Annotated in this window: 12 protein-coding genes; 6 read left to right on the forward strand and 6 right to left on the reverse strand. The window is 72.5% G+C overall.

Annotated features, from left to right (window positions below; all coding sequences use genetic code 11):
* Window positions 1-17: 17 nt before the first annotated feature.
* Window positions 18-1,790 carry a DEDD exonuclease domain-containing protein gene (locus tag G514_RS0103035; protein WP_028650564.1) on the reverse strand — a complete coding sequence of 591 codons (1,773 nt, stop codon included), beginning with the start codon at window positions 1,788-1,790 and terminating at the stop codon, window positions 18-20.
* Window positions 1,791-1,877: 87 nt separating this feature from the next.
* Between G514_RS0103035 and G514_RS0103040 the strand changes: the two genes are divergently transcribed.
* From G514_RS0103040 to G514_RS0103065, 6 genes are all read left to right on the forward strand, one after another.
* Window positions 1,878-3,557, forward strand: a complete 1,680-nt coding sequence (locus tag G514_RS0103040) for a ribonuclease J (protein WP_028650565.1) — start codon at window positions 1,878-1,880, stop codon at window positions 3,555-3,557.
* 253 nt (window positions 3,558-3,810) lie between these two features.
* Window positions 3,811-5,001, forward strand: coding sequence for an NYN domain-containing protein (locus G514_RS24530; protein WP_036563445.1), 1,191 nt, complete (start codon window positions 3,811-3,813; stop codon window positions 4,999-5,001).
* A gap of 53 nt (window positions 5,002-5,054) precedes the next feature.
* Window positions 5,055-5,261: a hypothetical protein gene (locus tag G514_RS0103050; protein ID WP_051246606.1), complete on the forward strand. Its 207-nt coding sequence runs from the start codon at window positions 5,055-5,057 to the stop codon at window positions 5,259-5,261.
* A 384-nt stretch (window positions 5,262-5,645) separates the two neighbouring features.
* Window positions 5,646-6,638 (forward strand): C40 family peptidase, encoded by a 993-nt coding sequence (locus G514_RS0103055; RefSeq protein ID WP_028650567.1) that lies wholly within the window; start codon window positions 5,646-5,648, stop codon window positions 6,636-6,638.
* Window positions 6,639-6,684: 46 nt separating this feature from the next.
* On the forward strand, window positions 6,685-7,944 hold the full coding sequence (locus G514_RS28890) for a hypothetical protein (RefSeq protein ID WP_051246608.1): 1,260 nt from the start codon (window positions 6,685-6,687) through the stop codon (window positions 7,942-7,944).
* A gap of 47 nt (window positions 7,945-7,991) precedes the next feature.
* The gene (locus G514_RS0103065) at window positions 7,992-9,215 is read left to right on the forward strand and encodes a M48 family metallopeptidase (RefSeq protein WP_245582085.1); all 1,224 of its coding nucleotides are present in this window, start codon (window positions 7,992-7,994) and stop codon (window positions 9,213-9,215) included.
* 84 nt (window positions 9,216-9,299) lie between these two features.
* Here the strand turns inward: G514_RS0103065 and G514_RS24540 are convergent, their stop codons facing one another.
* From G514_RS24540 to G514_RS0103090, 5 genes are all read right to left on the reverse strand, one after another.
* Window positions 9,300-9,509 (reverse strand): Flp family type IVb pilin, encoded by a 210-nt coding sequence (locus G514_RS24540; protein ID WP_036563447.1) that lies wholly within the window; start codon window positions 9,507-9,509, stop codon window positions 9,300-9,302.
* A gap of 96 nt (window positions 9,510-9,605) precedes the next feature.
* Window positions 9,606-9,812: a Flp family type IVb pilin gene (locus G514_RS0103075; protein WP_028650569.1), complete on the reverse strand. Its 207-nt coding sequence runs from the start codon at window positions 9,810-9,812 to the stop codon at window positions 9,606-9,608.
* Between the two features lie 289 nt (window positions 9,813-10,101).
* Window positions 10,102-10,758, reverse strand: a complete 657-nt coding sequence (locus G514_RS0103080) for a response regulator transcription factor (RefSeq protein ID WP_028650570.1) — start codon at window positions 10,756-10,758, stop codon at window positions 10,102-10,104.
* Window positions 10,755-12,347 (reverse strand): sensor histidine kinase, encoded by a 1,593-nt coding sequence (locus G514_RS28895; protein WP_051246611.1) that lies wholly within the window; start codon window positions 12,345-12,347, stop codon window positions 10,755-10,757. Before G514_RS28895 ends, G514_RS0103080 begins: the two co-directional genes overlap by 4 nt.
* The gene (locus G514_RS0103090; protein ID WP_028650571.1) at window positions 12,344-13,264 is read right to left on the reverse strand and encodes a type II secretion system F family protein; all 921 of its coding nucleotides are present in this window, start codon (window positions 13,262-13,264) and stop codon (window positions 12,344-12,346) included. The genes G514_RS28895 and G514_RS0103090 overlap by 4 nt, the downstream gene beginning before the upstream one ends.

Here is a 13,264-nt window from a genome sequence, read left to right on the forward strand (position 1 = left end):
CCCTACTCAACCCCGGCTCACCGGGCGGGCTGGTGCACCGTGGTGATGTCGCGGCGCTCGGCGAAGGGCACGAGCGAGCGCCGAGACTTGCTCACGGCGTCGTGGACCTCCAGGTGGCGGCTCGCGCCGGCGACCGGGCACGCCCACTCGCCCTCGACGTCGACGAGCCGCACGCCCTCGGACTCGAGCCAGCGCAGCACCTTCTCCATCTCCTCCGCCGTCGCGGCCGGCACCGGCCCGGGCGCGTCGCCGACGGTCTCGGCGGACATCCGGAGCTCGGCGACGAACTGGTGCGCGTCGGCGCCGGGCGGGATCACCCCCGCGGCGGCCAGCCGGCCGTGCCGGACGACGTGGACGGCCCAGCGGCCGTCGTCCTCGCGACGGGTGGCCACGATCTCGGGGCAGCGGGAGAGGGCGGTGAGCCGCTGGGTGCGGGCCGCGGCGCGCACGAACGCCGCCAGCCGGTCGCGGTGCACGCCGGCCTCCTCGAACCGCTCGTCGGCGGCCAGCGACTCCATGCGGCGGTTGATCGCGTCGACGACCTCGTCGGGCCGGCGCAGCAGGGTGTCCTGCAGTAGCCGCACGACTGCGGCGTAGGTCGTGGCGTCGACGCTGCCGTCGCACGGCGACAGGCACCGGCCGAGCGCGGCGAGCACGCAGGGGGTGCGCGAGGGCACCTTGCCGAACCGGTCGCTGCACTGTCGGACGGGGAAGGTGTCGTGGAGCGCGGCGAGGCACTTCTCCGCACCCTTGCGCGACGAGAACGGGCCGAGGTAGTCGGCGTCGTCGTCGAGCACACGGTTCACCAGCGAGAGCCGTGGCCAGGGCTCGCGGGTGAGCTTGACGAAGTGCATCCGCTCGGGGAAGCGCGAGCGCCGGTTGTAGCGCGGCTTGTGCTCGGCGATCAGCCGCAGCTCGCGGACCTGGGCCTCGAGGGCGGTGGCGCACACGATGCCCTCGACCGTGGTCGCGAGCCCGACCATCTCACCCATCCGCGACCGGGTCTCGGAGGCGGTGAAGTAGGAGCGGACGCGGGTGCGGAGGTCGCGCGAGGTGCCGACGTAGAGGACCCGGCGTGCGTCGTCGCAGAAGAGGTAGACGCCGGGGGAGTGCGGCAGCCCCTCGGCGAGGTGGCGCTTGCGGCGCTGCGCGGTCGACACCCGAGCCGAGAACGTCTGGAGCTCCTCGAGGGTGTGGACGCCGAGTCCGCCGAGCCGCTCCATCAGCCCGTGGAGGACGTCGACGGTCGCGCGCGCGTCGGACAGCGCGCGGTGGTTGGGCGTCGTGCTGGACCGGAAGACCCGGGCCAGCGACGAGAGCTTGCAGTTGGGCGCGTCGTCGCGGGTGATCACCCGGCGGGCCAGCTTGGCGGTGTCGACGACCTCGAAACCCGGCCAGCTGCGCCCCTGCTGCTGGTTGAAGTGCTTGAGGAAGCCGACGTCGAACGGCGCGTTGTGCGCGACCAGCACCGTGCCGGCCGCGAACTCGAGGAACGCCGGCAGCGCCGACTCGATCGTGGGCGCGTCGGCGACCATCGCGTTGCTGATGCCGGTGAGCACCGCGATGAACGGCGGGATCTGGGCGCACGGGTTGACCAGGGTCTGGAACTCGCCGAGCACCTCGCCCCCGCGCACCTTGACCGCACCGATCTCGGTGATCATCGACCCCGCCTCGGCCGAACCGCCGGTGGTCTCGAGGTCGACCACGGTGAAGGTCAGGTCACGCAGCGGACGGCCCAGCTCGTCGAAGCTGCGCTGGCTCTCCCAGCGCGAAGGGGCCGTCGTGCTCACACGGCTCACGTTAGGTGCGCGCTCCGACAGTCCGGCGGACCACACGCCAGCGATCAGCGTGCCGCGGACGCTGAGTAGGGTCGGGGCGTGCCCCCGATCGACGAGAAGCCACCACCGCTCCCCGCCGGGTTCCTCCGGGTCATCCCGCTCGGGGGCGTGGGGGAGATCGGGCGCAACATGGCCGTGCTCGAGTACGACGGCCGGCTGCTGATCATCGACTGCGGCGTGCTCTTCCCCGAGGAGCACCAGCCCGGCGTCGACCTGGTGCTGCCCGACTTCACCCACCTGCAGGACCGCTGGGACGACATCGAGGCGGTGATCCTCACCCACGGGCACGAGGACCACATCGGCGGCGTCCCCTACCTGATCCAGGCCGGGCTGCGGGCGCCGCTGGTCGGCTCGCGGTTCACCCTCGGGCTGCTCGACGCCAAGCTGACCGAGCGCCGGCTCGACTCCGACGAGACCGAGGTCGCGGCCGGCCAGACCGTGCGGTTCGGCCCGTTCACCTGCGAGTTCATCGCGGTCAACCACTCGATCCCCGACGCGCTCGCGGTGGCGGTGACGACGCCGGCCGGCACGCTGTTCCACACGGGCGACTTCAAGGCCGACATGACGCCGCTCGACGGTCGCCTGACCGACCTGGCGGCGTTCTACCGGCTCGGCGACCGCGGTGTCGACCTCCTGCTCAGCGACTCGACCAACGCCGACGTCCCCGGCTTCGTCGCCACCGAGAAGGACATCGGCCCGGTCCTCGACCGGGTCATCGGCGAGGCGTCGGGCCGGGTGTTCGTCGTGTGCACCTCGAGCCACGTGCACCGGATCCAGCAGGTGCTCAACGCCGCCCGCAACCGGCAGCGGCACGTCGCGATCATCGGGCGCTCGATGGTCCGCAACGTGCACATCGCCGACGAGCTTGGCTACCTCACGGTGCCGCCGGGGCTGGTGCTCTCGGTCGACGAGGTCAACAAGCTGCCCGACGACGCGATGCTCGTGCTGTGCACCGGCTCGCAGGGCGAGCCGGCCGCGGCGCTGAGCCGGATGGCCAGGGGCCAGCACAAGGACTTCTCGCTGAGCGAGGGCGACCTGGTCATCTTCGCCAGCTCGCTGATCCCGGGCAACGAGAGCGCGGTCTACCGGCTCATCGACCGGCTGGCCTACAACGGGGTCGACGTGGTCACCCGCCAGCAGGCGCCGATCCACGTCAGCGGCCACGCCGCGGCCGGCGAGCTGACGGGCGTGCTCAACGCGCTGCGCCCCCGCAACTTCATGCCGGTGCACGGCGAGGGCCGCCACCTGCGCGCCCACGCCAAGCTCGCGATGCGGGTCGGCGTGCCCGAGGACCGCGTGCTCGTCGTCCGCGACGGCGCCGTGGTCGACCTCGGCGACGGCAAGGCGTCGGTGGTCGGCCGGGTCTCGGCCGGCTTCACCTACGTCGACGGCGGCGGGGTCGGCGACGTGGGGGAGGAGAGCCTGCGCGACCGCCTGATCCTCGGCGACGAGGGCTTCATCTCGGCCGTCGTGGTCGTCGACTCGCGCTCGGGCACCGTGGTGGCCGGCCCGGAGATCTCGGCCCGCGGCTTCGCCGACGAGGACGCCCCGCTCGACGACATCCGGCAGCGGGTCGCCGACGACATCGCCAACTCGCCGCACACCGAGCCCGTCGACCCCGACGAGCTGCGCCGGATCATCCGCCGCTCCATCGGCTCCCAGGTCAACCGGGTGCACCGGCGCCGCCCGATGATCCTCGTCTACGTAGTGGAAACCTGATTTCTGCACCACGCGATTGCGTGAATGAAGCGCAATGGGGGCGGTGGGAGCGCAGCGACCCGGTTTGTCCTCGCGAAGCGAGGCGCCCCGCGATCGGCCTCCGAGCCGCGGCGACCGCGCCGAAGCGAGTGCAGCGAGCGAGGCGCAGGCGAGCGCAGCGAGCAGTCGCCGCGGATTGGGGGCCGAAGCTCGCGGGGGTATGAGGTGAGCAAAGTCGTCGATGCCGTGACCGTCCGGATGAGACGGTTGCCCCATGGAGCTGCCGGACGCGGTGCGGGCGCGCGTGGTGTCGCTGGTCGCGGCCAGCCTCGCCGACGTGTCGCCGCTGCCGGCTGCCCTGAAGCAGGTCGCGGGCTTCGCGCCCGCGCGCCGCGCCCGGCTGGGCGCCACGGCGATCATGTCGGAGCTCGAGCGCGACGACGAGCTGCGCGAGCGCGTCGCGACCCAGGTCCGGGTCCGGGCGAGCGACGAGGCAGGCGACGTGGCCGCGCTGGCCTGGCTGGAGCGCTCCGAGGGCTGGGAGGACGCCGTGCGTTCCGTGGCGGAGCGGGCTGCCCAGCCGAACGACGCGGCCCAGCAGGAGCGGGAGCAGCGGCTCCGCGAACGCGCGGACGAGGCCGAGCGGACCCTGCGCGAGCAGCGGCGCAGCCACAAGGCCGCGCTCGACGCGCTCAAGGCCGAGGTGGCGACCCTGCGCCGCACGCTGGGGGAGACCCGGACCAAGGAGCGCGCCGCCCGCGAGGAGGCCGAGGCCGCCCGCACCCGGGCGGACGAGTCCACGACCCGCCTCGAGCGGGAGGTCCGGCAGCTCCGGGCGCAGGTCGCGAAGCTGGAGGAGGCGGCCGGCGAGCAGCGCCGCCAGGCCCGTACCGAGCGCGACGACGTCACCGTGCGCGCCCGGATGCTCCTCGACACGCTCGGCGACGCGGTCGCGGGCCTGCGCCGCGAGCTGGCCCTCCCGCCGACCTCCACCACGCCGGGGGAGCGGGTCGAGGAGACCTACGCCGACGAGTCGCCCACCACCCCCGGTCCGCCGCTGGTGCAGGACCCGGCCCGGCTCGCGCAGTACCTCGCGATGCCGCGGCCGCGCCTGATCGTCGACGGCTACAACGTCACGAAGGCGGCCTGGCCGACCCAGACCCTGGAGGCGCAGCGCACCCGCCTGCTGGGCCTCCTCGGGGCCCTGGTCGCCCGCACGGGCGCCGAGACCACGGTCGTCTTCGACGGCGCGGCGAGCGACACCCGCGCGACCCTCGCCGCGCCGCGGGGCGTGAAGGTGCTCTTCAGCCCGCCCGGCGTGATCGCCGACGACGTCATCCGCGAGCTCGTCACCGCCGAGCCCCAGGGCCGGGTCGTCGTCGTGGTCACCGACGACCGCGCCCTGGGTGCCGACGTACGCCGGACGGGCGCCCGCGTGGCCGGCGCCCGGGCCCTGGCGGAGTGACCCGGAGCCGCGGCGGAGCAGCACTGTCGGTGGTCGCTGTCACGGTTGTCCACATGACGACGCGAATCGACTGCGACACCTGCGTGGTGCGCGGGCTGGCCTGCCACGACTGCGTGGTGACCGTCCTGCTCGGGCCGCCACCCGAGCTCACGATCGACGACGACGAGAGGCGGGCGCTCGACGTGCTGGCCGACGGCGGCCTGGTGCCGCCCCTGCGGCTGGTCGAGCCGGTGCCCGGCCCGGTCGTCGAGTCCGCGTGACGCCTGTGACCGATGTGACCTCTGTGACAGGAGAGGCTGCACACGCCCTGATTGCTGAAAAAACCGCTGGACACGAACGATTGAGGTTTGGACGACCTGCGGTGAAACCGACTACGGTGCCTGTCCAGGTGCTCGTGGAAGTGGTCCACCAGGTCCGCGCGAGCACCGCGTCGAGCCTCGGGTCGCCCATGGGCGGGCCGGGGGCCGGGGAACCACCGCAGTCCGGTCGGCCACGTGCCGGGCGGGCAGCACTGGGGTGAGTCTCCAGCGAGGGAGCCGACAGGGTCGATGACCCCGGGGCGAGGGAGCTGGAGTAGGGCAAGTCGTGCCCGAACCCGTCAGCTCACCCGGTAGGCGTACGACAACCAAGGAGACCTCCGCCTCGTGTTCCACGGACGGAAGCGACTGGCCGCGGCTGTGTCGTGGCTGGCCCTCGTCGCAGGCGTCGGTGTCGTCGGGCTCGTGCCCGCGCAGCCGGCCCAGGCAGAGCCCGACATCGACGACGTGAAGACGCGCGTCGACACCCTCTTCCACGAGGCCGAGCAGGCCTCGGAGCGCCTCAACGACGCCAAGCTCGAGCTCGCCGACCTGCGCGGTGACCTGGAGTCGCTCCAGGCCGACCAGCAGCGCCAGGACGACAAGCTCGAGACCGCGCGCGAGGACCTCCAGGACTCCATCGTCAGCGCCTACGAGGGCCAGAGCCTGTCCGCGGTCAGCGTGGTCGCCAACACCGACGACGCCGGTTCGTTCGTCTCGACGCTCTCGACGATGTCGGCCTACAACGACCTGCAGGCCCAGCTCTTCGACTCCTTCACGACCGAGTCGAAGGCCCTCGAGATCCGCGCCAGGGCGACCGCTCAGCGCGCGGCCGAGATCGAGAAGAAGCAGGCGCAGCTCGCCGCCGAGAAGAAGACGATCGACTCCAAGCTCGCCGACGCCAAGGACCTGCTCGAGCAGCTGAAGGCCGAGGAGCGCGAGGCGCTGCTGAGCCGCGGCTCGGTGGCCCTGCCCTCCGACGTCGACGCGTCCGGCCGGGCGGCCGTCGCGATCCGCTATGCGATGGCGCAGGTCGGCAAGGCCTACGTCTACGGCGCGGCCGGCCCCAACGCGTTCGACTGCTCGGGCCTGATGATGATGGCGTGGGCGCAGGCCGGCGTCGGGCTCCCGCACTCCTCGGGCGCCCAGTACGGCGTCGGCCGGCACGTCGCCTCGAGCGACCTCCAGCCCGGCGACCTGGTGTTCTACTACTCGCCGATCAGCCACGTCGCGATGTACATCGGCAACGGCCTGATCGTCGAGGCGGCCAACCCCGGCGCCGGCGTCCGGGTGTCGGGCGTCTTCTCGATGCCGTACGTCGGCGCGACCCGCCTGGTCTGACCCGAGCAGGGCGTCGCGGCGTCCGCGCGGCTGACACACTCTCCGCATGGTGGCCGCTCGCCGCACGTGGCTGCTCGCAGGTGCCCTGACGGCGCTGGTCCTCGTGGTCGCGGTCGTGACCTACCTGGCGGTGCGGTCCGACCCCTACGTCGCCCCGCGTCCCTCGGGCACCGTCACGACCGCCGACCCGTCGGGGGCGGCGCGTGCCCTGCAGCGGCTCGAGGGAGCCGTGGACGCGCGCGACGGCGCGGCGGCCGCTGGGCTCGCTCCCGCGGACGACGCAGCGGCGCGCGACCTCCTCGTCGCCGTGGCCGCGAACGCGGACGCGCTGCACGTCGACGACTTCACCGCGCGCTACGTCGACGAGGTCGGCGCGGTGGACCCCGCCGGCCGGTGGCAGGCGGCCGTGGACCTCACGTGGCGCTTCGCCGGGTTCGACGCGGACCCCGTGCACGAGGAGGTCCTGGTCGGCTTCGAGCTGGGCGCCGGGGACCACGACATCGCCATCACCTCGGTCGGCGGCGGCGACCGACGCTCTCCGCTCTGGCTGACCGGCCCGCTCGAGGTGCGCCGCTCCGCCGGCGCGCTGGTGCTCGCCACGACGGCGGAGGAAGCGGACCTGGTGGCGCAGCGCGCCGAGGCAGCGGTCCCGGTCGTGCGCGACGTGCTGCCGGACTGGGACGGACGACTGGTCGTCGAGGTGCCCGGCTCGGAGCAGGCGCTCGACGCCGCGCTGGCGGCCGGTGCCGGCACCTACGCGAACATCGCGGCGGTCACCGCGTCGGTGGACGGCACCGTCGCCGACGGCTCGCAGGTGCACGTGTTCGTCAACCCCGACGTCTACGACGACCTCGAGCCGGTCGGGGGCCAGGTCGTGCTCACCCACGAGGCGACGCACCTGGCCACGGGTGCCCCGCTCACCAGCGGCGTCCCCCTGTGGCTGCTCGAGGGGTTCGCGGACTACGTCGCCCTGCACGCGGTCGACCTGCCGATCACGACGACGGCCGGCCAGATCATCCAGCAGGTGCGGACCTCGGGCGCACCGGACCACCTCCCCGGCCAACCCGAGTTCGACCAGGCCGACACGCACCTCGGAGCGGCGTACGAGAGTGCCTGGGTCGCCTGCCTGGTGCTCGCGGACACGGGCGGCCAGGACGCGCTGGTGCGGCTCTACCAGCGGGTCTCCCGGGGCCAGGCCCTCGATGACGAGCTGCGCCGGCAGGTCGGGCTCACCGAGGCCGGGCTGACCCGCCTGTGGCAGCGGCGGCTCGAGGAGCTGGCCGCGCAGGCGACGAACGGCGCCTGACCGGCCACTCACCGGCGCCTGACCATCGGGCTGCCAGACTGACGCTCGTGCAGGGCAGGAAGGTCGCCGCCGTCGTGGCCGCCGTCGGAGCCCTCGCGTTCGTCGTCCTGGCGGTGCTGCTGGTGCCCTGGGACCCGGTCCCCGGCGGGCCGCTGCACCCGCCGCCGGCGAGCTCGGTGTTCACGACCGACCAGATCGACCGCGCCGAGGACTTCGCGGGCCTCCAGCGCATCTGGAGCTGGTCGTCGCTCGCGGTCTCGCTGGCGGTCGCGTGCGTGCTGGGCTTCAGCCGGCTCGGCGCGGCGTTCGTCGACCGGGTCCGCGGGCCGTGGTGGTGGCGGGCCGTGGTCGCCGTGCTGGCCCTGACGCTGGCCGGCCGGGTCGCCACGCTGCCCTTCGCCGTCCTCCTGCGGCGCCGGGTGCTCGCCTACGGTCTCTCGCACCAGGAGTGGGGCGCCTACGCCGTCGACCTCGCCAAGGGGGTCGCGGTCGAGGTCGTCGGTACGTCGATCGGGATCGTCGTGCTCGTCGGCGTCGCCCGTCGCTGGCCGCGCGCCTGGCCGGCGGTCGCGGGCGTGCTGGTGGCCGGACTGGTGATGCTCGGGTCGTTCGTCTACCCGCTGCTGGTCGAGCCGCTGTTCAACGACTTCGAGTCGCTGCCGGACGGGCCGCTCCGCACCCAGGTCCTGGCGCTCGCCGACGAGGAGGGCGTGCACGTCGACGACGTGCTGGTCACCGACGCGTCCCGGCGCACGACCACGCTCAACGCCTACGTCTCGGGCTACGGCTCCTCACGCCGCGTCGTCGTCTACGACAACCTCCTCGACGGAGGGTCGAGCGTCGACGATCGCGAGGTGCTCTCCGTCGTCGCCCACGAGCTCGGCCACGCGCGGCACGACGACGTGCTCATCGGCTCGCTGCTCGGCGCGGCGGGCGCGCTGATGGGCGTCGGGCTGCTGGGGCTGGTGTTGGGCCGGCGGGGGAGCGGCCCTGCCGACCCGCGGACCGTGCCGCGGGTGCTGGCGCTCGTCGCGCTCGCCTCCCTGCTCGCCAGTCCCGTCCAGAACGGCATCAGCCGGCAGATCGAGACCCGGGCCGACGTCGACGCGCTGGAGGCGACGGGGGACCCGGAGGCGTTCGTCGAGCTGCAGCGCGACCTGGCGCTGACCTCGCTCGCCGACCCCACGCCGTACGCCTGGTCGCACTTCTGGTTCGGCAGCCACCCCACGACGCTCCAGCGCATCGCGCTCGCCCGGCGGTTCGAGGAGTGACCTGCGAAGCTGCCTGAAAATGCACCCACCCCCCGGGGAGCCAGGGCTCTCAGGGGGGTGAAGGGGTCGGTGCAGGCATGCGGGCTACGGACAGGATCCGGCGCCCTGCGACTCGAAGATGTCCGAGCAGCTGCCGTGGAACAGACCGCGGGCGCCGCCACCGAAGGCGAAGACGACCACGACGATGAGCGCTGCGATACCGGCGATCAGCAGGCCGTACTCGACGGCCGACGCACCGCGTTCGCTGCGTTCGCCTTCCTCGCTGCGCTCGCTGGGGAGACGGGGCTCGTGCATGAGCTCACCTAACCGGGGGTTCGACCGAGACGACCGAGAATGGGGACGGGGCGCCACGGCGTGTGCCGCGACGCCCCGCCATGTTCGGAGCTGCGATCAGCAGCCGCCGCCGGAGCCGCCGCTGGAGATCGAGTTGCAGGTGTCCTCGAAGATGGCGCGGAGGTTGTCACCGAAGGCGAAGACGACGACGACGATCAGGGCCGCGATGCCGGCGATCAGGAGGCCGTACTCGACGGCCGAGGCGCCGCGCTCGTCCATCTTGGCGGCGCGAGCGTTCAGCATGATGCGGAGGTAGTCCAGCATGGGTGTTTCTCCTTCAGAAGTGGGTCCCACGAGTCGGGGCGGGGGTGCCCCGGTGAGAACAATCTTGGAACCTGCGTCTGGGCTTCGGAGCAGAATCGGTGAGGTCCAGCCGAGCGGTCGTGGGCATAGCCCGTTCGGGCTATGCGACGAGTCCCCGGATGCCGGTTCCCAGCGTGGTGCACAGGGGCCATCTCGCCCCGAAATGCCCTGCTGAGCAGGCACTTCGTGGCACAGCAGAGCCCCCGTGGCTCCGCCACGGGGGGCTCGCGGTCCCGGGAGTCGACCGGTGTCAGGAGTCGACGGGACGGACGCTGGAGAGCAGCCCGATCCGCATCGCGGTGACGAGCGCCTGGGCGCGGTTGGAGGCGCCGAGCTTCTGGTAGATGCGCGCGATGTGCGACTTGGCCGTCGACTCGCTGAGGTAGAGCTTCTCGCCGATCGCCGCGGCACCGAGGCCGTCGGCGAGGAGCAGCAGCACCTCGTGCTCGCGGTCGGAGAGGCGCGTCGACTCGGCGGCGCTGCGGCGCATCATGGCGCCGACGAGGCCGGTGCAGACGAACGAGCGCGGGGAGACGGCCGCGTGGCGGGCCGCGCGGATGACCTCTCCCGAGGGCGCGTCCTTGCCGACGAAGCCGGAGGCGCCGGCCTGCATGGCCGCGAAGATCTGGTCGTCGCCGGAGTGCATGGTGAGCACGACCAGGCCGGTCGTGTTGCTGACCTTGCGGATCGAGCGCACGATGTCGAGGCCGGTGCCGTCCTGGAGCTGGAGGTCGGCGACGACGACGTCGGGCCGCAGCTCGTCGTACTTCTTGAGTGCCTCGACGACCGAGCCCGCCTGGGCGACGATCGTCATGTCCTCCTCCAGGTCGAAGACGCCGGCCAGTCCGCTACGGATGAGCTCGTGGTCGTCGACGAGGAGGACCGTCGTGGGGGTCGCGGTGCTCATGCAATGACTCTTTCATGGATGGTGTCGATGACGTGGGAGTCTTCGGAGGAGCTGCCGGGGAGTCGCACGGTGACCGAGAGGCCTCCGGACGGCGTCTCGCCGATCTCCAGGGTCGCGTTGATGAGGAGCGCGCGCTCCTTCATGATGTGCAGGCCGTGGGACGTCGACCGCGCGGTCTGGAGGCCTCGGCCGTTGTCGGAGACCGTGATCTCCGCCTCCGGGGCGTGCACGACGCAGTGGACGTCGATCGCGGACGCCTGGGCGTGGCGGACGGCGTTGTTCATCGCCTCCTGGGCGATGCGGAACAGCTCGGCCTCCACCTCGCCGCGCAGGCGCTGGGTGTGCTCGTCGAGGGTGACGTGGATGGGCACGCCGGAGACCTCGGAGAGGTTGCGTGCGATCGAGCCGATGGCGGTGCCGAGGCTCTCGCTCTGCCCGACGCTGGTGCGCAGCGTGACGACCGAGCGCCGGATCTCCGCGACCACGGCCGAGATGCGGTCGCGGAGCATGTCGACGCGTTCGGCCTGCTCGGGCGAGGTGACGCCGACGCGGAGGGTGTCGACGAGGTAGCCGAGGGACGCGATGTCCTGGGCGACGCCGTCGTGCATCTCCCGCGAGAGCCGGCGCCGCTCCTCGGCCGTCGCGGCGTCGCGGAACGCGGAGAACAGCAGGGCGGTGTCGAGGTGAACGGCGCTCGGGCCGAGCCGGCGCATCAGCTTGCGGATGCGGTCCTCGACGCCGATGCGGGCCGGGTCGACTCGGGCCGACAGCACGCCCGCCACGATCGCGGTGGTGCCGGCCTCGGTGTTGAGCGGGAACGCGAAGACGTGGTCGTGGAGCACGGGCAGGCCGACGGCCCACGCCTCGACGGCGATGTCCTCGCACTCGTTGACGTTGACCGAGGCGCCCATCGCCTTGGTCACCAGGGGAGTGAGGGTGTCGCCGCGGGGGACGCTGATGACGAGCGCGGACGTCGGCAGGTCGTCGCGGACCGCGCTGAGGATCGCGCCGCCGAGCGCGACCGGGTCGAGGCCGTTGTCGAGCCCGCCGGAGATGTCGATCAGCTGGCGGATCAGCCCCTGGGCGTAGTGATACGGCGCGAGAGGGTCCGGCTTCTCGTTGAGCGCCGAGTGGAGGAAGGTGCCGACCAGGCCGAGGCCGAGGCCGGTCATGCTCCAGCTGAACGCGCCGAAGCCCTGGTTCTTGTCAAGGCCGCCGAAGGACACGACCGACACCACGACGACGGCAGCGAGCTGGACGGAGAGGGCCAGCGAGACGCCCTGGATCAGCCGGTAGAGGCCGGCGGTGAAGGGCGGGACCGCCAGGGCTCCGAGCACCGCGAGGGTGCTGTCGATCGCGAAGCCGCAGACCGCGCCGACGCAGGCCGCCTCGACGGTGATCACGACCAGGACCGGCAGGCGCTGGCGCCAGTCGGCCAGGGTGCTCAGGGCCCACACGGCACCGATGGCCACGAGGGCCACGAGGGCCGGCTTGTCCTGCGCCCACAGCACGGGTCCGAGCAGCGCGACCAGCACGAATGCCCGTGCAGCGGCACTCAGCTTGACGTGCTGGCGGTCGCGGACCCTCATTTCGAAAAGCTGTCCATGATGCTCAGCACGGCCGGTCCCATGACCGCGATGAACAGGGTAGGAAGGATGCAGAAGATCAGCGGGATGGTGATCTTCACTGGAACCTGCTGGGCCTTCTCCTCGGCCCGCTGACGACGCTTGACCCGCATTTCTGCGGACTGTACCCGCAGGACCTGCGCGACGGGGATACCGAACGAGTCGGCCTGCACCATGGCGCCCACGAAGGTGCGGAGGTCGCCGACCGAGGTGCGCTCGCCCATGGCACGCAGCGCGTCTGCGCGGCCCTGGCCGATCTGCATCTCGCGCATGACGCGGGAGAGCTCCTCGGCCAGCGGGCCCTCGGTGTTGCGAGCCACCTGCTGGAGCGCCGCGTCGAAGCCGAGGCCGGACTCCACGCTGATGGTGAGGAGGTCGATCGCGTCGGGGAGGTCGCGCTGCAACCGCTCCGCGCGCTCGTGCGCCTTCTGGTAGAGGTAGAGGTTCGGCGCGAAGAAGCCGACGACGAGAGCGACGACGACCACGACGATCTTCCACGCGGGCGCGGTCAGCATCAGCTGGAACACCAGCCCGCCGACGAGGCCGGCGATGGCCCCGATCACCTTGCCGGAGAGCACGCGGTCGACGGTCCAGCCGGCAGGGTTGCCGGCGAGGTCGAGCTTGCGGCGGATGCGCTCGGCGGTGTCGGCACCGGAGATCCGGCGGCCGACGCCCACGGCCCGCGCCTGCAGCGGAGCGAGCACCCGCTCGCCGAAGGACTTGTCGAGCTCCTTGTTGAGCTCCTTCGGCGCGTTGGTCATCGCCTCCAGGACCGCGAGCGAGCGCGTCACGCCGCTCTCGGTGCTCGTGCTGAGCGCCGAGCCGACCAGGATGATCGCCAGGAAGACGAGGCCTACGCCGAGTACGAAGAGGATGGCCAT

This window comes from Nocardioides halotolerans DSM 19273, assembly GCF_000422805.1.
Classification (GTDB): domain Bacteria; phylum Actinomycetota; class Actinomycetes; order Propionibacteriales; family Nocardioidaceae; genus Nocardioides; species Nocardioides halotolerans.

What these genes read in the sequence shown, in the direction of transcription:
- G514_RS24530 (WP_036563445.1), top strand. Translation starts at nt 3,811, where the DNA reads ATGGAGCTGCCGGACGCGGTGCGGGCGCGCGTGGTGTCGCTGGTCGCG.
- G514_RS24540 (WP_036563447.1), bottom strand. Translation starts at nt 9,509, where the DNA reads ATGCACGAGCCCCGTCTCCCCAGCGAGCGCAGCGAGGAAGGCGAACGC.
- G514_RS28890 (WP_051246608.1), top strand. Translation starts at nt 6,685, where the DNA reads ATGGTGGCCGCTCGCCGCACGTGGCTGCTCGCAGGTGCCCTGACGGCG.
- G514_RS0103080 (WP_028650570.1), bottom strand. Translation starts at nt 10,758, where the DNA reads ATGAGCACCGCGACCCCCACGACGGTCCTCCTCGTCGACGACCACGAG.
- G514_RS0103075 (WP_028650569.1), bottom strand. Translation starts at nt 9,812, where the DNA reads ATGCTGGACTACCTCCGCATCATGCTGAACGCTCGCGCCGCCAAGATG.
- G514_RS0103090 (WP_028650571.1), bottom strand. Translation starts at nt 13,264, where the DNA reads ATGGCCATCCTCTTCGTACTCGGCGTAGGCCTCGTCTTCCTGGCGATC.
- G514_RS0103050 (WP_051246606.1), top strand. Translation starts at nt 5,055, where the DNA reads ATGACGACGCGAATCGACTGCGACACCTGCGTGGTGCGCGGGCTGGCC.
- G514_RS28895 (WP_051246611.1), bottom strand. Translation starts at nt 12,347, where the DNA reads ATGAGGGTCCGCGACCGCCAGCACGTCAAGCTGAGTGCCGCTGCACGG.